Here is a 23,477-nt window from a genome sequence, read left to right as displayed (position 1 = left end):
CCACAAGAAAATCCCTTCAAAAAACCTGGGGTGGTGGGGTGTACCGGGCCCGGGGGGGGGTTGTTTTTATTTCTTTTTTCGGCGCGGGCGTGGTGTGGGGGCCGGCCCGGGCTGCTCACAATTGAAAAAGGCGATCGGAGCGATGCTTCGGTCGCCTTTTTCGCCTGAGATCTACTTCACCACCGCCTGTACCCACACGACAATGCGCTGCGCGAGGAAAGCTGTGGTTGCTGGCGACAGCGCGTCATCGGCAATGACGTGGTTGTCTCGATCGCCGGTATCGTCGACCGGCACCAGTTCGTGCGCGGCGCCCCAGCGCCCGGCGATTTCGCGGGTGCGGTCTTGCCGCACGATCTTGTCCGAATCCGAAAAGATGAAGAGGGCAGGGATGGTCGCCTTCTCCACCGGCGCGCCATAGGCAAGCTCGGTCAGCGCCACCATCGGCAGGGTCGCGGCGATCGGATAGCGGTAGGTCCAGAATTTCTCGTGCAGCGCATTGCGTGGCACGAAGCTGCGCTCCTTGCCGGCGACCAACTCGGCGATCTCTCGGCCCCACGGCATGGTCAGAAGTTCGGCGCCGGAAGCCTTGACGCCGAAATTCGGCGAGATGAACGCGATTGCCGCCACTCCGTCCGATGCGCCCGGCTGTGTCGCAGCCCAGGCTGCCAGCGAGCCGCCGGTCGAGGTGGCGATGACGATCACCTTGTCGCCGATCGCCCGGCCTATGGCGAGAGCTTCCTCATAGTCGTTGATCCAGGCGTTGACGCTGCCGTCCGCCATTGCGGCACCGCCCCGTCCGTGGCCGGTGAGGCGGGTGTAGTAAAGATTGGCATCGAGCTGGTCGGCCACCTCGTCCGGCAGCGGACGAACCTCGCCCTTCGACGCCGAAAAGCCGTGGATATAGACGATCGACAGCGGCGTCCTGGCGTGAACCATCGGATTGGCCCAGATGATCTCCTTCTCCAGCCCGTCGTAGACGCCCGGTACGGCAGCCTCCTTGCGTGCCAGATAAGCTTGTGGATCATCGCCGATCACGGAAGGATCGAAGCGGATCGTGGTGTCGGCTTGGATGCGCGGGCCAAGCGCGAAGGCCAGGACAAGAATGACGGCGAGACCCAATACCGCAAGCACGATCCGTCGCCCCATCGCAGACTCCACGCAACAATCCGCAACCTATGGCCGCGATGGCAAACAGGCAACGGCGTCTCGCCAGCGGCGGGATCGCCAACTTTGAAGGACCGTCTATTCGCTCGGCGGCTTGCGGTCGAAAATCAGCGGACGCGCCTTCCAGCGGGTCGCGGTGCTGATGACCCATCGGCAGAACGGTCTCGGCAGGATTCTGAGCAGCTTCAGGCCCCAGCTCAAGCGGCGCGGGAAGGTGACTTCGAAGCCGCCGGACTTGATGCCGCGCGCCATGCGGCGCGAGGCGCGATTGACGGGCATCAGACCGGGCATCGGCAGCAAATTCTTCTCGGTCAGCGGGGTGTCGACGAAGCCCGGATTTATCACCTGGATGCGGACGTTCATCTTGTCGAAATCGTATTTCAGCGACTCTGCGAGGATATTGACCGCCGCCTTGGTGCCGCCATAGGCGGCCGTGGTCGGCCAGCCGAAATAGGCGGTGACCGAACCGACCAGGACGATATGGCCGCGCGCGCGGACGCGCATGCGTTCGATGACCGGCACCAGGCCGTTGATGATGCCGAAATAATTGACATCGAAGGACTGGCGAAATCCACGGACGGTGAGGTCTTCGCCGGCGGTCGCAATATAGCTCCCGGCATTGAAGACGGCCAAGATGATCGGGCCAAGATCCTTCTCGATTGCTGCCACCGTCTTTGCCATGCGTCTCTCGTCGGTGACGTCGCAAGGATAGGCTGTGACATGGCCCGGCATCTGCGCCGTCTCGACAACAAGCGTATCGATCGGATCGTCGTCGAGCGCCGTCACCGCGACGGCATAGCCTTGCTCCGCCAGGTCCTTGGCCAATGAACGGCCGATGCCGCTGCTGCCGCCCGTGATCCACGCGACGCCGTCTTTCGGGTTGGCCCGGTAGAGAGTCATGCTATGCCCTGCGACTTTTTTTAGCCTGTGCTCTAGCGGTGAAGAAATCGAAATGAAAAGAGCGCTTTTCAGTGGGAGCTTCAATGAATAGCGGAAGGCGACGTCTATTTTAGGAATTGCAGCCCAGAAATGCCGCTGGACCAGACAAATTCTTGCCTTGAAACCGAAGCTTCGGGTTTCTAGGGTTCCGCCGCAAGCATAAAGGAATCTCAATGCCCCGTTCTGTGATCGAAGCGATCGGCAATACGCCTCTGATCCGCCTCAACAAAGCCTCGGAAGAAACCGGCTGCGAGATCCTGGGCAAGGCCGAATTCATGAATCCGGGCCAGTCGGTCAAGGACCGCGCCGCGCTGTTCATCATCCGCGACGCCGAGCAGCGCGGGCTCTTGAGGCCGGGCGGGGTCATCGTCGAGGGGACGGCCGGCAACACCGGCATCGGATTGACGCTTGTCGCCAAGGCGCTTGGCTACCGCACCGTGATCGTCATCCCCGACACGCAAAGCCAGGAGAAGAAGGACACGATCAAATTGCTTGGCGCCGAGCTGATCGAGGTGCCTGCGGTTCCCTACAAGAACCCCAACAATTATGTGAAACTGTCGGGCCGCCTGGCCGAGCAGATGGCCCGGTCCGAGCCGAACGGCGCGATCTGGGCCAATCAGTTCGACAACGTCGCCAACCGTGACGGCCATACCCGCACCACGGCGGAAGAAATCTGGGCCCAGACTGGCGGCAAGGTCGACGGTTTCGTCTCGGCGGTCGGCTCCGGCGGAACGCTGGCCGGCGTCGCCTTCGGGCTTAAGGCCAAGAGCAAGGACGTCAAGATCGCGCTCGCCGATCCGCTGGGTGCGGCGCTCTATAGTTTCTACACCACCGGAGAGCTGAAATCCGAAGGCAGCTCGATCACCGAAGGCATCGGGCAGGGGCGGGTCACCGCCAATCTGGAAGGGTTCACACCGGATTTCTCCTTCCAGATTCCGGACGAGGATGCACTGCCGATCGTCTTCGATCTTATCCAGGAGGAGGGTCTGTGCGTCGGCGGCTCGACCGGCATCAACATTGCCGGCGCGATCCGGTTGGCGCGTGAGATGGGTCCCGGCCACTCCATCGTGACCGTGCTTTGCGACTACGGCACGCGCTATCAGTCGAAATTGTTCAACCCTGAATTCCTGCGCCAAAAGAAACTGCCGGTGCCGGGCTGGATGGAACAGCGGAGCACAATTTCGGTGCCGTTCGAGAAGGTCGCGTGATGGCTTACAAAACGGAAGCGCTGTTTCGCGACGACGCCTATCTCAGGACGGCTGATGCCACGATTGTCGCCGTCAACGACCGTGGCGGCATCATTCTGGACCGGACGGTCTTCTATGCCACGTCGGGCGGGCAGCCGGGCGATACCGGCACCCTCGAACGCGCCGACGGCAGCCTGATCAACGTTGCCGCCACCATCACCGGCGAGACCAAGGACGAGATCATCCATGTGCCGCCGCCTGAGCAGGCAGTGCTTGAGGTCGGCGAACCGATAAAGCTCGCCGTCGATTGGGAGAGGCGATATCTGCTGATGCGCATGCACACAGCCTGCCATTTGCTCACCGTCGTCTGCCCGTTCCCGATCACCGGCGCCTCGGTTTCCGAGGACGACAGCCGTGTCGACTTCGACATCCCGGATGCCGGGTTCACCAGGGAAGACGTGACGGCCAGGCTGATGGAACTGGTGCGGGCCGACCACCCGGTCTTTGTCAGGCTGATCACAGACGAGGAACTGGCGGCCAATCCGGGACTGGTGAAATCGAAAAATGTTCGGCCACCCGTCGGCACGGGCAAGATCCGACTGGTCTGCATTGGCGAGAATGCCTCGATCGACAGCCAGCCTTGTGGCGGCACCCATGTAAAGAGCACTGGAGAAGTCGGCGAGATCCATATCGGCAAGATCGAGAAGAAGGGTCGCGAGAACCGGCGCTTCCGAATACGCTTTGGACCGATGCCGCCGGCCTGATAAACAGATTGTCAAAGGCGGGCAGGAGAAGAAGAATGGCCGAAGACAGCCCTTTCACCGTCGATGCGGACTGGTTGCAGAAGCGCCTCGGCGAGCCTGGCCTGACCATCGTCGACGCGTCCTGGTATCTGCCGGCGCAGAAGCGCGACGCGCGCGCCGAATATGACGCAGCGCACATTCCAGGCGCCCGTTTCCTGGATCAGGATGCGATCTCGGATCCTGATTCCCCACTGCCGCACACGCTGCCGTCGCCGCAGCATTTCGCCCAATATGTCGGCGCCATGGGCATTTCGGCCGACGACACCATCGTCGTCTATGACGGTCCGGGCTTCTTCTCGGCGCCGCGCGCCTGGTGGATGTTTCGTGTCATGGGGGTGTTCCAGGTCTACGTATTGGACGGCGGTTTCGACCGCTGGAAAGCGGAGGGACGGCCGGTAACGGCGGAGCCGACGAAGATCGCGCCCTGCGTGTTTCATGCCGACTTCGATGCCGCTCGCGTCGCCAGCCTGGCCGATATGCGCCGGATCGTCGAGACCGGGGAAAGCCAGATCGCCGACGCGCGTTCGTCTGGCCGGTTTGCCGGTACCGAGCCGGAGCCTCGCGCCGGCATCCGCTCGGGCCATATGCCCGGCGCGCACAATGTGCCGTTTTCGGCGCTTGCCGAGGACGGCGAGCTGCTGTCGAAAGACCGATTGCGCAAGGTGATCGAGGACGCCGGCATCGACCTGTCGAAGCCGGTTGTCACCTCTTGCGGCTCAGGCGTCACTGCGGCGGCGATCACGCTGGCGCTTGAGACGCTTGGCCATACCGACAACAGGCTCTACGACGGTTCATGGACGGAATGGGGAGGGCTTGGCGATACGCCCGTCGTGACCGGCAAGGATCGACAGTGATGGAAAACGGAGCGCTTGAAGACATCGAGGTCACGGTGACGTTTCTCGAAATGCATGTGCCGCCGGCCTACTCGCCGCCGGTGCCGTTCAACCGCCAGATCGCACTGCTGAAGACCAAAGACATTCCGCTGCATTTCTACCGCTATTTGATGGATCGGGTAGGCCGCAAATGGCACTGGGTCAACGTGCTGAGGCTGAGCGACGAGGAGCTTTCTGCAGGCATCCATCGCGAGGACCGCGACATCAGGGTGCTGTATCTCGATGGGTCGCCGGCCGGCTTCTTCGACCTAAAGCCGCATCTGCCGGAAGAAGTGGAACTTGCCTATTTCGGCATGATGGAGCACGCGACCGGCCAAGGGATCGGCCGTTGGTTCCTCGGTGCGGCGATCGCCGCCGCCTGGTCGCACGGCCCAAGGCGGGTGACGGTGCAGACCTGCACGCTCGACCATCCGGCGGCATTGCCGCTCTACCAGAAGCTCGGCTTTGCACCGGTCGCGCAAAAGAAGGAGATCGTGCATCCAATGACCTTCGCCGAGCGTGCGGCCAGTGTCATGCGGCCATGATTTTCTCCGCAAACTGAACCTATTGTTCATCAATGCTTCAGCTTGTCTTTGCCATCTTGCCGACACCATCAATGCGGCAGAGGCCGAAGGAGAAAAGACATGCTGACCCGACGCACATTTGCCGCCGCGCTGATTGCGGCCCTCGCCGTGCCGACCCTTGCCGCCGCCCAGGCAACCACGCCTTCGGCGGCGACGATCGAGCGTCAACTCGAGGCCGCGCCCCGCGTTAAGCTGCGCCCGAACCAGCGCGTCACCATCCGCGAATTCAAGAGGCGGCCGGACCTGCGGCGCATGGCCCGTTCGATCGATATCCAGTCGATCAATTTCGCCTTTGGCTCGGCGGCCATTTCCGAATCGCAATATGGCAAGATCGAAAATATCGCCGATGCGCTTCGGCGCATCCTGCGGCGCGACCGCGGTGCCCGCGTGCTGATCGAAGGCCATACCGACGCGGTCGGCTCTTTCCAGTCGAACCAGATCCTCTCCGAACAGCGCGCCGCTTCGCTGGAGCGTACCTTGGTGCGCGAATTCGGCGTGCCGGGCTATACACTGGAAACCGTCGGCTACGGCGAGGAATTCCTGCTGGTGCAGACGCAGAACGAGAATTGGCGCAATCGCCGGGTGACGCTGCGCCGCTTCGACGACTTCATCCGCTGAGCCTGTCCGAAATCCGCATTGGCGGCCATCTGAAGGCGTTTTCTGCGCTTCCGGTTCTCGAAGACACCATCATCTGACTCGCCGCTGTAATTTTCGAAACAGGCTCAGTCACTGCGGTCTGGATCAACACCCGAAAAAGAGCCTGGCTTGAATGAGTCGCGCGCTTTCCATATCGCTGTCGGTCAAAGCCTACCGCATCGGCCCGAAAATCGGGATCGATTTTCGGAAAGCACGATGCGTAGACTCAAATGTTGGAGCGTCCTTTGCGCGTCCAAAAAGGACGCGTGGCGCTCCAATGATGATGGAGGATCAAACGATGACGATTCGGGTGGTGATGGCCGGTGCGACCGGCTGGATCGGCAAGGCACTGGTTCCGGCGATCGGGGCGCAAGGCGACATGGCACTGGCCGGGGCTGTGTCGCGCAGCGGCGCGGGGCAGGATTCCGGCCTCCTGATTGGCATGCCGGCCAACGGCATCACCGTTTCCGCCTCGCTGACCGAGGCGCTGGAGGTACCGTCGGACGTGCTGGTCGACTACACCAGGCCGCATGTGGTGAAAGACCATGCGCTGCTGGCCATAGAGAAGGGGCGGCACGTTGTGATCGGCACGTCGGGGCTGGGTGCGACCGATTTCGGCGAGATCGACGCTGCAGCACGCGCCAATCGTGTCGGCGTCATTGCAGCCGGCAATTTTTCGATCACCGCCACGCTGATGAAGCGGTTTGCCCTGATGGCGGCGAAATACGTGCCGGATGTCGAGGTGATCGACTATGCGAGCGCCAAGAAACCCGACGCGCCGTCCGGCACCGCGCGCGAGCTTGCCGAAGCGCTGGCCGATGTCCGCAAGGCTTCGACGGTGCGGCCGGTCTCGGAGGTCTCGGGTGTGCCGGGAACCCGCGGTGCGGCGGTCGGTACGGGCGAGGGGGTGCAGGTGCATGCGCTTCGCCTGCCTTCCTACATCCTGTCCTGTGAGGCGCTGTTCGGCCTGCCCGACGAGCGGCTGACCATTCGTCACGACGCCGGCTCGTCCGCTGCTCCTTACGTGGCCGGCACACTGCTCGCTATCAGGCGGGTACAGGAGATCACAGGGCTGGTGCGCGGTCTCGACGTCTTGATGGACTGATCCAAATTGGCAGGAATCGGGTGGGAGACGCTGGCGCAGCGGCGTAATTTCCGGTCGACGATACCGGAGATTTCGCCATGACCATCCAGTTCAAAGCCTTGCCCACGGAAGATGTAAGAGCCTTGCAGCGCGGCGCGCCGGACGCCTATGGCCTGATACCAGAGCGGAAAATATCCGACGGCGACGGCGTGCCTTGCCGCCACTGCCTGAAGAACGTGACCGCCGGAGACGCCTATCTCATCCTGGCCTACAGGCCATTCCCGGAATTGCAGCCCTACGCCGAAACCGGACCGATCTTTCTGCATGCCGAGGAATGCGAGCGCGCCGCCGAAGCCGAGGCGCTTCCAGAAATGCTCGAAAGTGCCGACTACATCGTGCGCGGCTACGGCAGGGACGACCGCATCGTCTATGGCAGCGGCGGTGTCATTCCAACGGCCGCTATCGCGGCGCGGGCCGAGACCTTGTTCGAGCGCAACGATATCGCCTATGTGCATGTCCGCTCGGCGCGCAACAATTGCTACCAGTGCCGGATCGAGCGCGCGTGACGATCCGGGCGGTATTCATCGGTCGCAGCTGTCGTACGCCTGTCGCATTGTTGCCGACCGCGGATGAACCGGCGGGAAGTCTCGATATCAGAGGAAGCGGGGCTTTGGCTCCGCTTTTTTGTTGCCCGCCCTGTCCGCCCCGCATTTCTTCCGCCCCAAAGAAAAAGCCCGCCGGAATGACCGGCGGGCTTTGACTGTTGTCTGGACGGTTTTTAGTTGAACTTGTACTTCGCGCCGATGCGGACGGTATGGAACGAAGGCGTGGAGGTGAGAGTGTCGTCCGGCAGCCCAAGTTCCGACGAGAAATCCTTCTCGGAGAACTGCGAATAGCGGTACTTGAGGCCGACGGTCACGTTGCTGGACATGGCCGTTTCCAGACCACCACCCACCAAGAAGCCGCTGGAGTCCCAATCGAGGATATCGCCGATGGGTGAAGACGCGTTCAGATCGAAGTGCTGCCAACTGTAACCACCGAGCACGTAGGCGAGGGTTGATTCGTTGACTTTCATACCGACACAACCAAGCACATCGAATCCGTAATCAGAATCCAGATTGATCGACCCGCCCGGGATCTCAAGTTCCGAAGTCATGCCGGAGTAGCGGGCATCCACCATGACGCCTGCGAGCCAGCTGCCGAAATCATGGTCGTAGCCGAAGTTCAATTCGCCGAACACGCCTTCGCCACCGATCCCGTTGAACTCGAGGTCGCCAGCCGGCGGAACGTCGATCTGATGCACCGATGCACCCGCACCGGCGGCGCCGCCGACGTAGAAGCCGGTCCAGTTGTAGGCAGGAGCCTCAAAAGAGGCGACGCCACCATTCTGGGCGCCAAAAGCGGTAGTTGGCCGCAACCTGGAACGTATGCCGCGACGTGTCGAGGTTGAGGGTGCCATCCGGCACACCGAAATCGGAAAGGAGATCATCATTAGTGCCGAAGCGGGTATAGTGATATTCTGACTTGATGGTCCAGTTACTGTTGATGGCCGTTTCAACGCCAGCTCCGACGAAGTAGCCGCTCTGGTCCCAATCGAAATCAAAACCAGCGTTCGTGTCGAGTTTGTATTTCTGCCAGGAATAGCCACCCAGCACATAGCCCAAAGTGTTCGGCGTGAAGAGATAACCAAGCCGCAACCCAGCGTCGAAACCGTAGGTCTCGCGGACCGAAGCTTCAAAACCAGCAACATCGAGCGTGGTTTCAATGTTGCCGGCATGGGCATCCAGAAGTCCGCCGATCAGGAAGCGCGGCGACATCATATAGTCGTACCCAACGGTCAGTTCACCGTAAACGCCTTCACCACCAAAGCCGGTCAGCCAATCGCAAACCGTGAAATTTGCTTGTGGAAAAAAGAGCCGCCGAGGGCGTCGGCGGCTCTGTCGGGAGAGGATTGAGCGGCGGGTTCAGGCGGCGAGAACGGCCTTCGGCTCGACCAACTCATAGCCGAGTGATTCGGCCACCGCGCGGTTGGTGATCTTGCCCTTGTGGACATTGAGGCCGTTGCGCAAATGATGATCGTCGATCAGCGCATTCAGGCCCTTGTCGGCGAGCTGCAGGCCGTAATGCAACGTTGCGTTGTTGAGCGCGTGGGCCGAAGTGACCGGCACCGCACCCGGCATATTGGCGACGCAATAGTGAATGACGCCGTCGACCTCATAGGTCGGCGCGGCATGGGTTGTGGCGTGCGAGGTCTCGAAGCAGCCGCCTTGGTCGATGGCGACGTCGACAAGCACCGAGCCTTTCTTCATGCCCGACAGCATCTCGCGCGAAACGAGTTTCGGCGCGGCGGCGCCCGGGATCAGCACGGCGCCGACGACGATGTCGGCCGAAAAACATTCCTCTTCCAGCGCCTCGACGGTCGAATAGCGGGTGTGGACGCGGCCGCCGAAGATGTCGTCGAGCTGGCGCAGGCGCGGGATCGAGCGGTCGATGATGGTGACGTCGGCGCCAAGGCCGACCGCCATACGGGCGGCATGCAGGCCGACGACGCCGCCGCCGAGCACAGTGACCTTGCCGGGAAGCACGCCGGGCACGCCGCCGAGCAGCACACCGCGGCCGCCATTGGCCTTCTGCAGCGCGGTAGCGCCGGCCTGGATCGACAAGCGGCCGGCGACTTCCGACATCGGCGCCAGCAGCGGCAGGCCGCCGCGGTCGTCGGTGACCGTCTCGTAGGCGATGGCCGTTACGCCCGAGGCCAGCAGGCCCTTGGTCTGCTCCGGATCCGGAGCGAGATGGAGATAGGTGTAGAGGATCTGGCCGTCGCGGAGCTGAGCCCATTCATTGGGCTGCGGCTCTTTGACCTTGACGATCATGTCGGACTTGGCAAACACGTCGGCGGCCGTCTTGGCGATCGTGGCGCCAGCGGCGCGATAGGCGTTGTCGTCGGCGCCGATGCCGGCGCCGGCACCGGTCTCGACCAGTACTTCGTGGCCATGCGCGACATATTCGCGGACCGAGCCCGGCGTGAGGCCGACGCGGTATTCGTGGTTCTTGATTTCCCTGGGGCAGCCGACGCGCATCTTCTTCTCCTCCTGATCCGGCCCTTTGGGGCACGTTCCCTGTCTAGAGATAGTGAACCATGAATCGTCCCGTAGGTGTTTGCGAATGCGCTTGCGCAAGAGGGCACGGTTCGATAATCGTTGCGCAAAACAGCCGGATTGTCGCAGGAATCCTGAAAAATGCCACTCGACAGGATCGATATCGCCATTCTCGAAACGTTGCAGAAGGATGGGCGGATACCCAACGCCGCGCTTGCCGAGAAGGTCGGCCTGTCGCAGTCGGCCTGCTCGCGGCGGCTGGATAATCTGGAGAAATCCGGAACCATCCGCGGCTATCACGCCCGGCTTTCCAATGCCGCTCTTGGCCACCAGATGACGGCGATCGTGCATATATCGCTGTCGGGGCAATTCGAGAAGACGCTGTCGGATTTCGAGGCGGCGATAAAGCGCTGCCCGAATGTCCTGTCCTGCCACCTGATGTCGGGTGAATACGATTATATCCTGCGCATCGCGGCAAAGGACCTCGTCGACTATGAGCGCATCCACAAGGAATGGCTGTCGGCGATGCCGCATGTGACGAAGATCAATTCATCCTTCGCCTTGCGCGAGATCGTCGACCGGACGGCGGTGGGGATGAAGCCGGAACTTGCTTAGGCCTTGAAGGCCCCCGTCACCACCCGGTCCATCGGGATGTCGTGCGGCTGCGGATAGATGGTGGCAATGCGCTGCAGTTCGTAGCCGACACCGATGACCAGCGGCTTGAAAGGCATCGCCGCCAGTGTGCGGTCGAAGAAGCCACCGCCATAGCCCAGCCGATACTGTCCCGGATCGATGCCGACGATCGGTGAGATGACGATGTCGGGCAGCACCGGATCGCCTTCAGCCGGGATCGGGATATTCCAGACGCCCTTCTCCAATCGGTCGCCCGGTGTGTAGGCGCGAAAGACAAGCGGCCGGCCTTTCTCGATCACAACAGGCAGTGCGGTACGGCCGCCGCGCTCATTGACGGAAGCCATCCATGGCCGCAGATCCGGCTCGCCGCGGAACGGCCAGTAGAGGCTGACCACGCGGCCGGCGACGTCGCCGATAACCGCGTCGAGGCTTTCGCTGATGCGCTGCGACATTGCCGTTCGCGCGTCAGCCGAGACAGCGAGGCGCGCCGCAATCAGCCGCTCGCGCTCGGCCTTGCGCCATCGTTTCACGTCGGTCCAGTCGGATAGGGGCGCCCGGAATTCCGGGTCGTGCATGAAGCAAGGGGGCGAGGAATAGTGAGCCGGACCTTCATCGTCATGATCGCTATCCAAGTTCCACTCCTGTCGTCAGTTTCAATGAAATTATACTCGGCGGCAGGAGTGGGCATGTACATTCGCGACATCTTAGGGCGGGCAGTCAGCAAAGTCGGATGGTTGTTGCAGTGCACAAAAGTCCCTACATCAGATTTCGCGACATTGCTCTCCAGCCTTCTCTCACGGCCGACCTTCTCTCCCGGCCAACCCGTTCTCCCGGAGTGAATGAGATGAACGAATCCAGCCATCATGTCGTCGTCGTCGGGGCGGGCTTTGGGGGGCTCGAATTCACCCGCGCGCTTGACGGTGCGCCGGTGCGCATCACCATGATCGACAAGCGCAACCATCATCTCTTCCAGCCGCTGCTCTACCAGGTGGCGACCACGGCGCTGGCGACCTCGGAAGTCGCCTGGCCGATCCGCCATCTCCTGCGCAAGCGCAAGGACGTGACTACGCTGCTCGCCACCGTCAGCGGCGTCGACCGCGTTGGCAAGCGCGTGCTGTTCGATGATGGCGGCGCGGTCGCCTACGACACGCTGCTGCTGGCAACCGGCGCGCGCCACGCCTATTTCGGCCATGACGAGTGGGAGCCGTTCGCGCCAGGCCTGAAGACACTGGAGGATGCCACCACCATTCGACGGCGCATTCTGCTGGCCTTCGAGCAAGCCGAGCGGGAAACCGATCCCGCGAAGCGCCAAGCGCTGCTGACGCTGGCGATCGTTGGTGGCGGACCGACCGGCGTGGAACTGGCCGGCACCATTGTCGAACTGGCGCACGACATGCTGCGCGGTGAGTTCCGCAACATCGATACGCGGCAGACGCGCGTGGTACTGATTGAGGCCGGTGACCGCATTCTTCCCAATTTTGCGCAAGAACTCTCCGATTATGCCAGCAAGGCGCTTGAGCGGCTTGGCGTGACGGTCGAACTCGGCCGGCCCGTTACACGCTGCGATGCCGAGGGCGTCGTCTTTGGCGACACGCACCTGCCGGCCAGAACCATTCTGTGGGCAGCAGGCGTTGCCGCTTCGCCGGCCGCTGAATGGCTGCGGGTGGCAGCGGACCGCGCGGGCAGGGTGCTGGTCGAGCCCGACCTGACCGTGCCGGGCAGCCCGGAGATTTTCGTCGTCGGCGACGCAGCACACGTCCTGCGGCCGGATGGCCGCATGGTGCCCGGCGTAGCACCCGCCGCCAAACAGCAGGGCCGACATGTCGCCGCGACGATCAAGGCGCGGCTTGCCGGCGACATGACCCCGCGGCCTTTCCGCTACAAGCATGACGGCGATCTGGCGACGATCGGCAAGCGCGCCGCCGCGATCGATTTCGGCTGGATCAAGCTCACCGGCCGGCTGGCCTGGTGGCTCTGGGGTCTCGCGCACATCTATTTCCTGATTGGATTCCGTAACCGGCTTGCGGTTTCGCTGAGTTGGCTATGGATTTACGCGACAGGTCAGCGCAGCGCGCGGCTAATCACCCAAGGCGATGACGACAGGAACTGACGTCTCCGCCCGCGCACATGCATCCGCACGTTATCTGTTCCTGATGGACTCGACTGGATTAGGCACGCGGCTTTGCTTCGGGCAGGACTTGGCACGTCGTTGAAGCCTAGCACGTCGTTGAACAGGGGCCGCCTCGAACCGCATCATCGACTTGATGTTCGACGGAAAACCAATTGATCCCATGCGGGAATTCGTCGTCGTCACCAACAACTACCGCGCCGGCGGTGGCGGCAATTTCCCGGAGATCAACACCTCGAAGATCATCTGAGGCGCCGGACACCAACCGCAACGTGATTGTGCTACCTTATCAGCCAGGGCACGATCAACCCGTCGGCGGTTGCCCTAGACTAAGCCCTGTAAACCACCTGGCGGACATCGATGTAGCTGGCGCGGAAGCCGGCTTCGCAATAATGCAGGTAAAACTCCCAGAGCTTCTTGAAGCGGTCGTCGAAACCGAGCGGGACGATCTTTTCCCATGACGCCCAGAAGCGGTGGCGCCATTCGGCGAGCGTGCGGGCATAGTCGTCCGGGAAAATGCGCTCGCGCAGATGAGCAAGGCCATGGTCTTTGCCGAGCGTTTTCAGGATCGACGGCGTCGGCAGCATGCCGCCCGGGAAGACGTAACGCTGGATGAAATCCGGCCGGGCGCGATAGGTATCGTAGGCTTTCTCGTTGATGGTGATGATCTGCAGGCCGGCGGTGCCGCCAGGCCGCAGGCAATCCTTCATCTTGCCGAAAAACACAGGCCAGTATTTTTCGCCGACCGCCTCGAACATCTCGATCGAAGCGATGCGGTCGTAGGAACCGGTTTCGTCGCGGTAGTCCTGCAGCTTGATGTCGACCTTGTCGGCAAATCCAGCCTTCTGGACGCGTGCGCTGGCGAAATCATGCTGCTCGCGGCTGATCGTCAGCCCGGTGACGCGGCAGCCGATCTCGCGCGCCGCGAATTCGGCAAAGCCGCCCCAGCCGCAACCGATTTCAAGCACGTGGTCGTTCGCGCCGATGCCCGTGTCCTTGGCCAGCGCGCGATATTTGGCGGCTTGCGCGCTTTCCAGATCGTTGGCGCCAGCCGCATAGAGCGCCGACGAATAGGTCATGCTCGGATCCAGCCATTCCTTGTAAAAGGCGTTGCCGAGATCGTAATGCGCCGAAATGTTGCGCTTCGAGCCGGTGCGGGTGTTTTGGTTGAACCAGTGGCGGACACGCTGGACGGCGTTGATCAGCCAGCTGGCGCCGCCGGCGATGCGCTCTCCGATTTCTGAATTGACTACGAACAGTTCCAGGAAACTGGTCACATCGGGACTGTCCCAATCGCCGTCGATGTAGGATTCGGCGATGCCGATGGTGCCGCCGGTGAAGGCACGGCCGGGCAAGCGCCAGTTCTTGAGCACCAGTTCGGCGTCCGGACCCGGGCCCTTGCCGCCGATGAGGACGGCGCGGCCGTCCGGCATCCTCACCTTGAGCGAGCCACGCGGCAGGTTCATCGCCGCCGACAGCACCATGCGCGCCTTGGCCGGCAGGCCTTTGACGGTCTCGGCGAAATTAAATTCGTCCAATCTGACCGCGTCGCCCGACGCAACGCTGGTGTCTTCCTTGTGAGCCATGTCACGCCCCCCGGGACTTCTGCGGCGCCGGCGCAAAATCGCCGGTTTCCACACTCTCTCGCAGTTCATTCGCCAGGGCGCGATCGCCGCTTCCCGATGAATCCCCGCAGCAATCTTTCATGCCATCAAAGGGAACTTCAAGAGCCAAGGCAAGCGAACATGGATCAATGGATAGATTTTGCGGGAGGGCGCTGATCAACGCCGGAATCACTATGGTTGCAGCCACCCAGATGCAGTAGTTTTAGCCATGCGTTATGTCATCGTCATCTGCACCGTCACGTTCTTCCTGATCTGGGACGGACTCTACAATCAGGGCCGCTATCTCGACACCACGGTCAGCGAGATAACGCGCATCGTGCGCTACATCACCGGGATGGTATAGGTTCTTTTCCCCGCCCAATGCGTTGTCGCCGCGACATCGTTGCCGGTTGACGCGACCGTTTTGCCCACACAAAACACGCTTGCACATCGATCGAGGAGGCTGGGGTTGATCCGGCATATCGTTTTCTTCAGCGCGCGGCACAAAGACGATGTCGAGGTCGTACGCACGGGCTTGCTGGCGCTGGGCAACATCCCTCATTCCCGTCTTTTCGAGGTGACGCTCAACAGCAAGGTCGACCCGCTTTCGGACGAGATCGACGTGGTCGTTTATGCCGAGTTCGAGGATGATGCCGCGCTGGCCGCCTACAAGGCGCATCCGCTCTATGCCGAGACTACCAGCCAGGTCAAACCGCTGCGCGAATTGCGATATTCGGCGGATGTTGTGGCTGCAACCTGAAGAGAAGCAACGTTACTCCGTCTGAGCGGCGGTCGGTTCGGTCGGATCGGCGCCCGGCCGCTTCGGTGCGTCCCAGACCAGCATGGCGAGAACAGCCATTGCGACGACCGCTGTCGCTATGAACAGGATCTTTCTCATTTTGGACCACGTAGGTTGGTTTTCGGGCAGCGGCAAGTATCCCGGAGGTTCGCGTAATGCGGCCACGCGATCGGCTGCCTTGGATCCTTGCTGCGTCAGGCGAGGCTCTTGAACCAACCTCCGGAATGATGCACACCGCGCCGGCATGACCGAGACGAAGACAGCAGGCCCTTATCCGCCGCGCACCTATCCGCTTGACCATCTTGTGCTGCCGACCGCGAGCCTCGACGTGGCGCGGGCGCGGCTGGTTTCGCTTGGCTTTGTCGTGGCGCCGACCGGCATCCATCCTTTCGGGACGGAAAACTGCTGCGTCTTCCTTGAGGACGGCACCTATCTCGAGCCGCTGGCGGTGGGCAACGAGCAGGCGGTGGCGAAAGCGATCGCCGACGGCAACGTCTTCGTCGCGCGCGATCGCGCCTATCGCGACAAGCGCGGCAATGAGGGATTTTCCGCCCTGGTCTTGGGCACCGGAGATGCGGATGCCGATCACGTGCGCTATGTCGAAGCCGGCCTGTCTGCCGGAGACATGCTGAGCTTTTCGCGCGCCTTCACCGATCCGGCAGGAAAGAGCGACACGGCATCGTTCAAACTGGCCTTCGCCTCCGGCACCGGGGCGATGGACGCATTCCTGTTCGCCTGCGAGCGGATCAATACGCCGAAAGTAGACCGCACCGCGTTGCAGATCCACCCCAATGGCGCAACCGGCATCATCGAGGTCGTGGCGGTCAGCAACGAGCCGTCCGAACAGCACCGATTGATTTCGATCGCGACGCGCAGTCCGGCTGCCGGACAGGGGAGCAGCATTGCGTTTGGCCTGCCGAACGCAACCTTGACCCTGCTTGACCCCGTTGCTTTCGAAACGCGCTTCGGCATACCTGCCGGCGCGCCATCGGAACTCCGCTTCGCGGGGATCGTCTTTTCGGTTCGCTTCGCAGACACGGTCGCCAAGCTGCTTGCAGCCAGTTCCGTCGAACACGAAATACGCGGCAATGATATTGTCGTGCGGCCGGCATCCGGGCAGGGTGCGGCCTTCAATTTCCGGGAGATCGCATGAACAAGCCCAATTCGTCCGTAACTGTCGGCAATGTCGTCTTCAGCAACACCGCGCCGCTATCGCTGATTGCCGGCCCGTGCCAGCTTGAATCCCGCCAGCACGCCTTCGACATGGCTGGGGCGCTGAAGGAACTGACTGAGAAGCTGGGGCTGGGGCTCGTCTACAAGACCAGTTACGACAAGGCCAACCGCACCTCGCTTGGCGGCACGCGCGGCGCCGGCCTCGATGCGGCGCTGCCCGTCTTCGACGATTTGCGCAAGGCGTTTTCGCTGCCGATCCTGACCGATATCCACACCGAGGAACAGTGCGCGCTCGTGGCGCCGCATGTCGATATCCTGCAGGTTCCGGCTTTCCTCAGCCGCCAGACCGATCTGCTGATCGCGGCGGCAAGAACCGGCAAGGTCGTCAACGTGAAGAAGGGCCAGTTCCTCGCACCGTGGGACATGAAGAACGTTGTCGCCAAGATCACCGGTTCCGGAAACCCCAACGTGCTGGTCACCGAGCGCGGCGCGTCTTTCGGCTACAACACGCTGGTGTCCGATATGCGCGCGCTGCCGATCATGGCCGAGATCGGCGCGCCGGTGATTTTCGACGCCACGCATTCGGTGCAGCAGCCGGGCGGCCAGGGCGGCTCCTCGGGTGGCGATCGGCGCTTCGTCGAGACGCTGGCGCGCGCCGCGGTTGCGGTCGGTGTCGCCGGCGTCTTCATCGAGACGCATCAGGATCCCGACAATGCCCCCTCCGATGGTCCCAACATGGTACCGCTGAAGGACCTTCGGGCGCTGCTCGAAAGGCTGATGGCATTCGATAGCGTCGCGAAGGGCTGAGCAAGCTGAGGGGCCGGGCCTAAGTCCCGGCCCCTAAACTTGTAGTCAACAGGTGCCGGTTGTACGCTGCCCAGGCAACTGAGTGCCTTGGAGAGGAAGCCATGTCCGTCGCCCGCGTCACCGAAATCACATCATCGTCTAATAAGAGTTTTCAGGAAGCCATCGAACTGGGAATTGCGCGCGCCGCAAAGACCTTGAAGAACGTCGAAGGCGCCTGGATCCAGGACCAGAAGGTGGTCGTTGAGGACGGCAAGATCTCCGCGTATCGCGTCAACATGAAGGTCACCTTCATCCTCGCTGAGTGACCGGTTAGAGCATTTTGCAGCCAAGTGGAATCACTTGACGTCGCAGAAATGCGGCTAAAACAAATAGATAGAGCGGGATGCTCAGTTCAATTTGAATGCATCCCGCTCTAGCGTCGAAAACTCTGGAACCTTCATCCGCGCCCCTCATTGTCAGGCATAGCGTCAACGACAACGAGGAGTACACAATGACCACCCAGACAGGACACACTGAAGCCATCGCTGCCTCGCGGGTCATCGGCACATCCGTCTACAACACGGAAGGCACGCACATCGGCGACATCGAGGATGTCATGCTCGACAAATTGTCGAATGGAATCATGTTTGCCGTGATCGGCTTTGGCGGATTTCTCGGCATCGGCGAGAAGTACCACGCCATTCCGTGGGCGAGCCTCGACTATGACGAGAACAAGGGCGGCTATGCCGTGCCGTTCACGAAGGAGCAACTGAAGGCTGCTCCCGCCTATTCGATCAACGAACTGACGGGCGCCGACGGCGAGGCCGCGCGTGATGCTTCATACAGCTACTACAAGGTCGAGCCTTATTGGCATTGACCTTGCTCTGCCGGAATCAAAAAGGCCCCCGGTTGAACCGGGGGCCTTTTCTGCAGGATATCTACTCCGCCGCAAGGGTCGACAACTCTACCGTGCCCTGCTGAGGCTGCTGAGTGTCACACGACGTGAGAAACGCCGCCGCGATCAGGAACAAACTCACGATGCCGCTCAACTGAGACAATGGCGAAACTCCTCCTGTTTCGCCCCGCGCGGCTGCGAGCATAAACCAGAAAGCCGCGCGCCGCCAAGACCTATGACTGACATGACTTATTATGACGGCAGTTTGTGCGTCGTGAACCGGCATGGCGAAAGTGGCGGCACTATTTGCGGACGCCCCGATTGCGTTTTGCAGCACTTTGGCTAAGAGGTGCCCGACGCTTCGTCAGATCAATCGGGGACATCGCAATGACTGCCATCATCGACATTGTCGGGCGTGAAATCCTGGACAGCCGCGGAAACCCGACCGTCGAGGTCGACGTCGTGCTCGAAGACGGCTCGATGGGTCGCGCTGCGGTGCCCTCCGGCGCCTCGACCGGCGCGCATGAGGCGGTCGAACTGCGCGACGGCGGCGCCCGCTACCTCGGCAAGGGCGTCCTGCAGGCGGTAGAGGCCGTCAATGGCGAGCTGTTCGAGGCGATCGGCGGCATGGAAGCCGAGAACCAGATCCACATCGACCAGACCATGATCGAGCTCGACGGCACGCCCAACAAGAGCCGCCTCGGCGCCAATGCGATCCTTGGCGTGTCGCTGGCTGTCGCCAAGGCTGCGGCGGAAGCGGCTGGCCTGCCGCTCTACCGCTATATCGGCGGCACCAAGGCGCATGTGCTTCCGGTCCCGATGATGAACATCATCAACGGTGGCGCCCATGCCGACAACCCGATCGATTTCCAGGAATTCATGATCCTGCCGATCGGTGCGCCGACACTGCGTGACGGCGTGCGCTGGGGCTCGGAAATCTTTCACACGTTGAGGAAGCGGCTGAAGGACGCCGGCCACAACACCAATGTCGGCGACGAGGGCGGCTTCGCTCCTAACTTGAAAAGCGCGCCCGCTGCGCTCGATTTCATCATGGAATCGATCGAGAAGGCCGGCTTCAAGCCGGGCGAAGAGGTTGCACTCGGCCTCGATTGCGCCGCGACCGAATTCTTCAAGGACGGCAACTACGTCTATGAAGGCGAGAAGAAGACCCGCGATCCGAAGGCCCAGGCCAAGTATCTGGCCAAGCTAGCCGCGGACTATCCGATCATTACGATCGAGGATGGGCTGGCCGAAGACGACTGGGACGGCTGGAAAACGCTGACCGATCTCATCGGCAAGGAGACCCAGCTGGTCGGCGACGATCTGTTCGTCACCAATACGGCGCGGCTGCGCGACGGCATCCGCATGGGCGTCGCCAATTCGATCCTGGTCAAGGTCAACCAGATCGGCTCACTGACCGAAACGCTCGACGCCGTCGAGACCGCGCACAAGGCCGGCTACACCGCTGTCATGTCGCACCGCTCGGGCGAAACCGAAGATTCGACCATCGCCGATCTCGCCGTTGCCACCAATTGCGGGCAGATCAAGACGGGGTCGCTGTCGCGCTCGGATCGGATGGCCAAGTACAACCAGCTCATCCGCATCGAGGAAGAGCTCGGCAAGCAGGCGCTCTACGCCGGCAGGTCGATCGTGAAAGGCTGAGCCGCAGAAAATCCGAAAACGAAGGGGCGGGGCATTCTCGCCTTTTTTGTTTCAACACCGCCAGATCCGGTCGTCCGTAACCGTCCATTAAGCACAATCGGGCGAGAAAGGGCGAGGTCGCAGAGTGTTAGAGCGCCCTTTGCGCGTCCAAGAGGGCGCGCGGCGCTCTAAGGGATTTGGATCATGTGGACACGTCAGCACAAGCAGAGAAATACCGGTCGGCTAATCATCCCCTCGCTCTGCGTGGCGTTCCTCGCCTATTTCGGTTTTCACGCCTATCACGGCGAATTCGGCATCTATTCCAAATACCGGTTGGAAGCCGAAGCCGTCGCCCTGCAAGGTAAGCTCGATGCCGTCAAGGCGCGCCGGCTCGAACTGCAGCGGCGTGTTCAGCTGATGCATCAGGGCACGCTGGAGAAGGACATGCTTGACGAGCAGGCGCGCAAGGCGCTCAATGTCTCCCACGCCGACGAAATCACCATCATGTTACCGGCTACGGCAAGATAACCAAATTCAAGTTAATCGCCGATATTTTCAACGATTTTAATCGCTTAGATGCATGTCAGCCATGCATTTTTCAGCATGGCGAAACGCTTTCCCGCGTGTTAGCCTTCCCAAATCGGTGGGGAGAACTGATCTCCCTCAGTGTCCGCAAGAGACGCCAACAGGGAGTGATGCATGGCCACCGCCGCCAGAAAAGCGCCTGCCAAATCCAGATCCGACGGCAAATCGGCGGGGCTTTCAGCCCCCAAACCTGTCGACTTCACCAAGGACGAGGAGCTTGACGCCTACCGGCGCATGCTGCTTATCCGCCGCTTCGAGGAAAAGGCCGGCCAGCTCTACGGCATGGGCTTCATCGGCGGCTTCTGCCATCTCTATATCGGCCAGGAAGCAGTTGTCACCGGCATGAAGATGGCGCTGATCGACGGCGACCAGATGATCACCGCCTACCGCGACCATGGTCACATGCTGGCGATGGAACTGTCGCCGCGCGGCGTCATGGCCGAATTGACCGGGCGCCGCGGCGGCTTGTCCAGGGGCAAGGGCGGCTCCATGCACATGTTCTCCAAGGAGAAGCATTTTTACGGCGGCCACGGCATTGTCGGGGCGCAGGTTTCGCTCGGCACCGGCCTCGCCTTCGCCAATCGCTATCGCGGCAACAACAACGTGACCCTGACCTATTTCGGCGACGGCGCCGCCAATCAGGGTCAGGTCTATGAGAGCTTCAACATGGCCTCGCTGTGGAAGCTGCCGGTGATCTATATCATCGAGAACAACCGCTATGCCATGGGCACCTCGGTATCGCGTTCGTCGGCCGAGACGGATTTTTCGCACCGCGGCGCCTCCTTCAAGATTCCCGGCATTCAGGTCGATGGCATGGACGTCCGTGCAGTCAAGGCAGCCGGCGATCTCGCAACCGAATGGTGCCGTGACGGCAAGGGGCCGCTGATTCTCGAAATGCAGACCTACCGCTACCGCGGTCACTCGATGTCCGATCCGGCAAAATACCGCTCCAAGGAAGAAGTGCAGAAGATGCGCTCCGAGCGTGACCCGATCGAGCAGGTCAAGGCGCGCCTGCTCGACAAGAAGTGGGCCGACGAGGACGAGCTCAAGACCGTCGACAAGGAGGTTCGCGACATTGTCGCCGACGCCGCCGAATTTGCCCAGAATGACGCAGAGCCGGATCCGTCCGAGCTCTGGACCGACATTGTATTGTAACGAGAGGGCAAGGACATGCCGATCGAAATTCTCATGCCCGCTCTCTCGCCGACCATGGAAGAGGGCAATGTTTCCAAATGGTTGAAGAAAGAGGGCGATAAGGTTGTCGCTGGTGATGTCATCGCCGAGATCGAAACCGACAAGGCCACGATGGAAGTCGAGGCCGTCGACGAAGGCACGCTAGCCAAGATCGTGGTTCCTGCCGGCACCGAAGGTGTCAAGGTCAACACGCTGATCGCCGTGCTCGCCGTTGATGGTGAAGACATCGACAAGGCAGGCGAAGGCATCGGCGAGGAACCTGCCAAGGCTGAAACAGCAGCGCCAGCGCCTGCTGCGGCCGAAAGCGAGGGCGCAGCACCTGTCGCCGCGGCGCCGAGAACCGAAATCGCCGCCGATCCCGACATCCCGGCCGGCACGGAAATGGTCTCGACCACCGTGCGCGAAGCGCTGCGTGACGCGATGGCCGAGGAAATGCGCCGTGACGACGACGTCTTCGTGATGGGCGAGGAGGTCGCCGAGTACCAGGGCGCCTACAAGATCACGCAAGGGCTGCTGCAGGAATTCGGGGCGCGGCGCGTCGTCGATACGCCCATCACCGAACACGGTTTTGCCGGCGTCGGCGTTGGCGCGGCGATGGCCGGCCTGAGACCGATCGTCGAGTTCATGACCTTCAACTTCGCCATGCAGGCGATCGACCAGATCATCAACTCCGCCGCGAAGACGCTCTATATGTCCGGCGGCCAGATGGGCGCGCCCATCGTGTTTCGCGGGCCGAACGGCGCGGCCGCCCGTGTCGCCGCCCAGCATTCGCAGTGCTATGCCGCCTGGTACAGCCACATTCCCGGCCTGAAAGTGGTGATGCCCTACACCGCCGCGGACGCCAAGGGGTTGCTGAAGGCCGCGATCCGCGACGCGAACCCGGTCATCTTCCTCGAGAACGAAATCCTTTACGGCCAGTCCTTCGACGTGCCGAAGATGGACGATTTCGTGCTGCCGATCGGCAAGGCGCGCATCCACAAATCCGGCAAGGATGTCACCATCGTCTCCTTCGGCATCGGCATGACCTACACGGTGAAGGCCGAGGCCGAATTGCGCGGCATGGGTATCGATGCCGAGGTCATCGACCTCAGGACCATCCGCCCTCTCGATTTCGACACCATTATCGCCTCGGTCAAGAAGACCAATCGGCTGGTGGTGGTGGAAGAAGGGTTTCCGCAAAGTTCGGTCGGCGATCACATCGCCAACCAGGTGTCGCAGCGCGCCTTCGATTTCCTCGACGCGCCGGTCATCACCATTGCCGGCAAGGACGTGCCGATGCCCTATGCGGCGAACCTCGAAAAGCTGGCGCTGCCCAATGTCGCGGGAGTCATCGAGGCGGTGAAAGCCGTGACGTACCGGGGTTAACGAGATGTCGCGCGAACTAGAAGTTCCCGCGGTGGTCGTCGAGAACAGCGAATTCGATGAAATACTCCGCGTCTGGATTGGTTCGGACGCGGTCGTCACGATGCAAGACCTCTTTGGACCAAACGCTCACAACTGGGGCATGGTGCTCGCTGATGTCGGCATGCACATAGCCAGGATGAGACTGGAACAAGATGGCATCCCTGAAATCGAGACGCTTCAGGCATTGGAAGAAGGCTATCGAGGCAGAATGTCGGAGCAGTTCAATATCCAGCACCGTTCGCTAACCGGGCGGAACTGAGGAGGAAAA

Annotated in this window: 28 protein-coding genes and 1 pseudogene; 21 read left to right on the top strand and 8 right to left on the bottom strand. The window is 61.7% G+C overall.

The annotated features are described in order from the left end of the window. Window positions 1–171 precede the first annotated feature (171 nt). Together AC0L3N_RS23130 and AC0L3N_RS23125 are read right to left on the bottom strand one after the other, a co-directional pair. On the bottom strand, window positions 172–1,146 hold the full coding sequence (locus tag AC0L3N_RS23130; RefSeq protein WP_473549674.1) for an alpha/beta hydrolase: 975 nt from the start codon (window positions 1,144–1,146) through the stop codon (window positions 172–174). Between the two features lie 96 nt (window positions 1,147–1,242). Next, complete coding sequence (locus AC0L3N_RS23125) at window positions 1,243–2,064, bottom strand: SDR family oxidoreductase (RefSeq protein ID WP_473549673.1); 822 nt, start codon at window positions 2,062–2,064, stop codon at window positions 1,243–1,245. A gap of 212 nt (window positions 2,065–2,276) precedes the next feature. Here AC0L3N_RS23125 and AC0L3N_RS23120 point away from each other — a divergent pair, with 212 nt between their 5' ends. The 7 genes from AC0L3N_RS23120 to AC0L3N_RS23090 all read left to right on the top strand — a co-directional run bounded on the left by AC0L3N_RS23120 (window position 2,277) and on the right by AC0L3N_RS23090 (window position 7,835). Next, window positions 2,277–3,311 (top strand): cysteine synthase A, encoded by a 1,035-nt coding sequence (locus AC0L3N_RS23120; RefSeq protein ID WP_473549672.1) that lies wholly within the window; start codon window positions 2,277–2,279, stop codon window positions 3,309–3,311. Beyond that, window positions 3,311–4,054 (top strand): alanyl-tRNA editing protein, encoded by a 744-nt coding sequence (locus tag AC0L3N_RS23115; protein ID WP_473549671.1) that lies wholly within the window; start codon window positions 3,311–3,313, stop codon window positions 4,052–4,054. Before AC0L3N_RS23120 ends, AC0L3N_RS23115 begins: the two co-directional genes overlap by 1 nt. A gap of 35 nt (window positions 4,055–4,089) precedes the next feature. Next, a complete protein-coding gene (gene sseA / locus AC0L3N_RS23110) occupies window positions 4,090–4,947 on the top strand; it encodes a 3-mercaptopyruvate sulfurtransferase (RefSeq protein WP_473549670.1) in 858 nt (285 codons plus the stop codon). After that, the gene (locus tag AC0L3N_RS23105; protein WP_352960547.1) at window positions 4,947–5,510 is read left to right on the top strand and encodes a GNAT family N-acetyltransferase; all 564 of its coding nucleotides are present in this window, start codon (window positions 4,947–4,949) and stop codon (window positions 5,508–5,510) included. The genes sseA and AC0L3N_RS23105 overlap by 1 nt, the downstream gene beginning before the upstream one ends. Before the next feature lie 99 nt (window positions 5,511–5,609). Continuing rightward, window positions 5,610–6,167, top strand: coding sequence for an OmpA family protein (locus AC0L3N_RS23100; RefSeq protein ID WP_473549669.1), 558 nt, complete (start codon window positions 5,610–5,612; stop codon window positions 6,165–6,167). Between the two features lie 316 nt (window positions 6,168–6,483). Continuing rightward, on the top strand, window positions 6,484–7,290 hold the full coding sequence (gene dapB, locus AC0L3N_RS23095; protein WP_473549668.1) for a 4-hydroxy-tetrahydrodipicolinate reductase: 807 nt from the start codon (window positions 6,484–6,486) through the stop codon (window positions 7,288–7,290). A 77-nt stretch (window positions 7,291–7,367) separates the two neighbouring features. Further along, on the top strand, window positions 7,368–7,835 hold the full coding sequence (locus AC0L3N_RS23090; RefSeq protein ID WP_192365496.1) for a DUF1203 domain-containing protein: 468 nt from the start codon (window positions 7,368–7,370) through the stop codon (window positions 7,833–7,835). 212 nt (window positions 7,836–8,047) lie between these two features. Here AC0L3N_RS23090 and AC0L3N_RS23085 read toward each other — a convergent pair whose 3' ends face one another. The 3 genes from AC0L3N_RS23085 to ald all read right to left on the bottom strand — a co-directional run bounded on the left by AC0L3N_RS23085 (window position 8,048) and on the right by ald (window position 10,349). Further along, window positions 8,048–8,686 (bottom strand): outer membrane protein, encoded by a 639-nt coding sequence (locus AC0L3N_RS23085; protein WP_473549667.1) that lies wholly within the window; start codon window positions 8,684–8,686, stop codon window positions 8,048–8,050. After that, window positions 8,634–9,089 carry an outer membrane protein gene (locus AC0L3N_RS23080; protein ID WP_473549666.1) on the bottom strand — a complete coding sequence of 152 codons (456 nt, stop codon included), beginning with the start codon at window positions 9,087–9,089 and terminating at the stop codon, window positions 8,634–8,636. The genes AC0L3N_RS23085 and AC0L3N_RS23080 overlap by 53 nt, the downstream gene beginning before the upstream one ends. Before the next feature lie 144 nt (window positions 9,090–9,233). After that, window positions 9,234–10,349, bottom strand: coding sequence for an alanine dehydrogenase (gene ald / locus AC0L3N_RS23075; protein ID WP_473549665.1), 1,116 nt, complete (start codon window positions 10,347–10,349; stop codon window positions 9,234–9,236). Window positions 10,350–10,508: 159 nt separating this feature from the next. On the opposite strand from ald, the gene AC0L3N_RS23070 reads away from it, so the two are divergent. After that, window positions 10,509–10,982, top strand: coding sequence for an Lrp/AsnC family transcriptional regulator (locus AC0L3N_RS23070; protein WP_023675099.1), 474 nt, complete (start codon window positions 10,509–10,511; stop codon window positions 10,980–10,982). Here AC0L3N_RS23070 and AC0L3N_RS23065 read toward each other — a convergent pair. Further along, entirely contained in the window at window positions 10,979–11,575 is a 597-nt protein-coding gene (locus tag AC0L3N_RS23065) for a 5-formyltetrahydrofolate cyclo-ligase (RefSeq protein ID WP_473549685.1), read from the bottom strand. The two genes, AC0L3N_RS23070 and AC0L3N_RS23065, sit on opposite strands and share 4 nt — an antisense overlap. A gap of 269 nt (window positions 11,576–11,844) precedes the next feature. On the opposite strand from AC0L3N_RS23065, the gene AC0L3N_RS23060 reads away from it, so the two are divergent. Both AC0L3N_RS23060 and AC0L3N_RS23055 read left to right on the top strand, forming a co-directional pair. Continuing rightward, window positions 11,845–13,110 (top strand): NAD(P)/FAD-dependent oxidoreductase, encoded by a 1,266-nt coding sequence (locus AC0L3N_RS23060; protein WP_473549664.1) that lies wholly within the window; start codon window positions 11,845–11,847, stop codon window positions 13,108–13,110. Between the two features lie 127 nt (window positions 13,111–13,237). Beyond that, window positions 13,238–13,446, top strand: a pseudogene (locus tag AC0L3N_RS23055) (5'-nucleotidase C-terminal domain-containing protein); the annotation flags it as partial. An 11-nt stretch (window positions 13,447–13,457) separates the two neighbouring features. Here the strand turns inward: AC0L3N_RS23055 and AC0L3N_RS23050 are convergent. Continuing rightward, the gene (locus tag AC0L3N_RS23050; RefSeq protein WP_473549663.1) at window positions 13,458–14,714 is read right to left on the bottom strand and encodes a class I SAM-dependent methyltransferase; all 1,257 of its coding nucleotides are present in this window, start codon (window positions 14,712–14,714) and stop codon (window positions 13,458–13,460) included. Between the two features lie 247 nt (window positions 14,715–14,961). Here AC0L3N_RS23050 and AC0L3N_RS23045 point away from each other — a divergent pair, with 247 nt between their 5' ends. Then, window positions 14,962–15,096, top strand: a complete 135-nt coding sequence (locus AC0L3N_RS23045; protein ID WP_473487446.1) for a hypothetical protein — start codon at window positions 14,962–14,964, stop codon at window positions 15,094–15,096. A 105-nt stretch (window positions 15,097–15,201) separates the two neighbouring features. After that, the gene (locus tag AC0L3N_RS23040) at window positions 15,202–15,492 is read left to right on the top strand and encodes a Dabb family protein (protein ID WP_473549662.1); all 291 of its coding nucleotides are present in this window, start codon (window positions 15,202–15,204) and stop codon (window positions 15,490–15,492) included. A 12-nt stretch (window positions 15,493–15,504) separates the two neighbouring features. On the opposite strand, the gene AC0L3N_RS23035 is transcribed toward AC0L3N_RS23040, so the two are convergent. Beyond that, window positions 15,505–15,630 carry a hypothetical protein gene (locus AC0L3N_RS23035; RefSeq protein ID WP_473487447.1) on the bottom strand — a complete coding sequence of 42 codons (126 nt, stop codon included), beginning with the start codon at window positions 15,628–15,630 and terminating at the stop codon, window positions 15,505–15,507. 145 nt (window positions 15,631–15,775) lie between these two features. Here AC0L3N_RS23035 and AC0L3N_RS23030 point away from each other — a divergent pair, with 145 nt between their 5' ends. The 9 genes from AC0L3N_RS23030 to AC0L3N_RS22990 all read left to right on the top strand — a co-directional run bounded on the left by AC0L3N_RS23030 (window position 15,776) and on the right by AC0L3N_RS22990 (window position 23,468). After that, a complete protein-coding gene (locus AC0L3N_RS23030) occupies window positions 15,776–16,684 on the top strand; it encodes a VOC family protein (protein WP_473549661.1) in 909 nt (302 codons plus the stop codon). After that, window positions 16,681–17,511 (top strand): 3-deoxy-8-phosphooctulonate synthase, encoded by an 831-nt coding sequence (kdsA, locus tag AC0L3N_RS23025; protein WP_473549660.1) that lies wholly within the window; start codon window positions 16,681–16,683, stop codon window positions 17,509–17,511. Before AC0L3N_RS23030 ends, kdsA begins: the two co-directional genes overlap by 4 nt. 101 nt (window positions 17,512–17,612) lie before the next feature. Further along, window positions 17,613–17,816, top strand: coding sequence for a dodecin family protein (locus tag AC0L3N_RS23020; RefSeq protein ID WP_095494875.1), 204 nt, complete (start codon window positions 17,613–17,615; stop codon window positions 17,814–17,816). Between the two features lie 185 nt (window positions 17,817–18,001). Next, the gene (locus AC0L3N_RS23015; protein ID WP_473549659.1) at window positions 18,002–18,367 is read left to right on the top strand and encodes a PRC-barrel domain-containing protein; all 366 of its coding nucleotides are present in this window, start codon (window positions 18,002–18,004) and stop codon (window positions 18,365–18,367) included. A 405-nt stretch (window positions 18,368–18,772) separates the two neighbouring features. Further along, the gene (eno, locus tag AC0L3N_RS23010; protein WP_473549658.1) at window positions 18,773–20,047 is read left to right on the top strand and encodes a phosphopyruvate hydratase; all 1,275 of its coding nucleotides are present in this window, start codon (window positions 18,773–18,775) and stop codon (window positions 20,045–20,047) included. A 183-nt stretch (window positions 20,048–20,230) separates the two neighbouring features. Then, entirely contained in the window at window positions 20,231–20,554 is a 324-nt protein-coding gene (locus AC0L3N_RS23005) for an FtsB family cell division protein (protein ID WP_473549657.1), read from the top strand. Window positions 20,555–20,725: 171 nt separating this feature from the next. Continuing rightward, window positions 20,726–21,766 (top strand): pyruvate dehydrogenase (acetyl-transferring) E1 component subunit alpha, encoded by a 1,041-nt coding sequence (gene pdhA, locus AC0L3N_RS23000; protein WP_095494871.1) that lies wholly within the window; start codon window positions 20,726–20,728, stop codon window positions 21,764–21,766. A gap of 15 nt (window positions 21,767–21,781) precedes the next feature. After that, window positions 21,782–23,170, top strand: a complete 1,389-nt coding sequence (locus tag AC0L3N_RS22995) for a pyruvate dehydrogenase complex E1 component subunit beta (protein WP_473549656.1) — start codon at window positions 21,782–21,784, stop codon at window positions 23,168–23,170. Window positions 23,171–23,174: 4 nt separating this feature from the next. Next, window positions 23,175–23,468: a DUF5076 domain-containing protein gene (locus AC0L3N_RS22990; RefSeq protein ID WP_036262673.1), complete on the top strand. Its 294-nt coding sequence runs from the start codon at window positions 23,175–23,177 to the stop codon at window positions 23,466–23,468. The last annotated feature ends 9 nt before the right edge of the window (window positions 23,469–23,477 follow it).

This window comes from Mesorhizobium sp. WSM4807 (assembly GCF_055811615.1).
The sequence above is the reverse complement of the archived record's forward strand: the minus strand, read 5'-3'. Positions and strand labels throughout refer to the sequence as shown.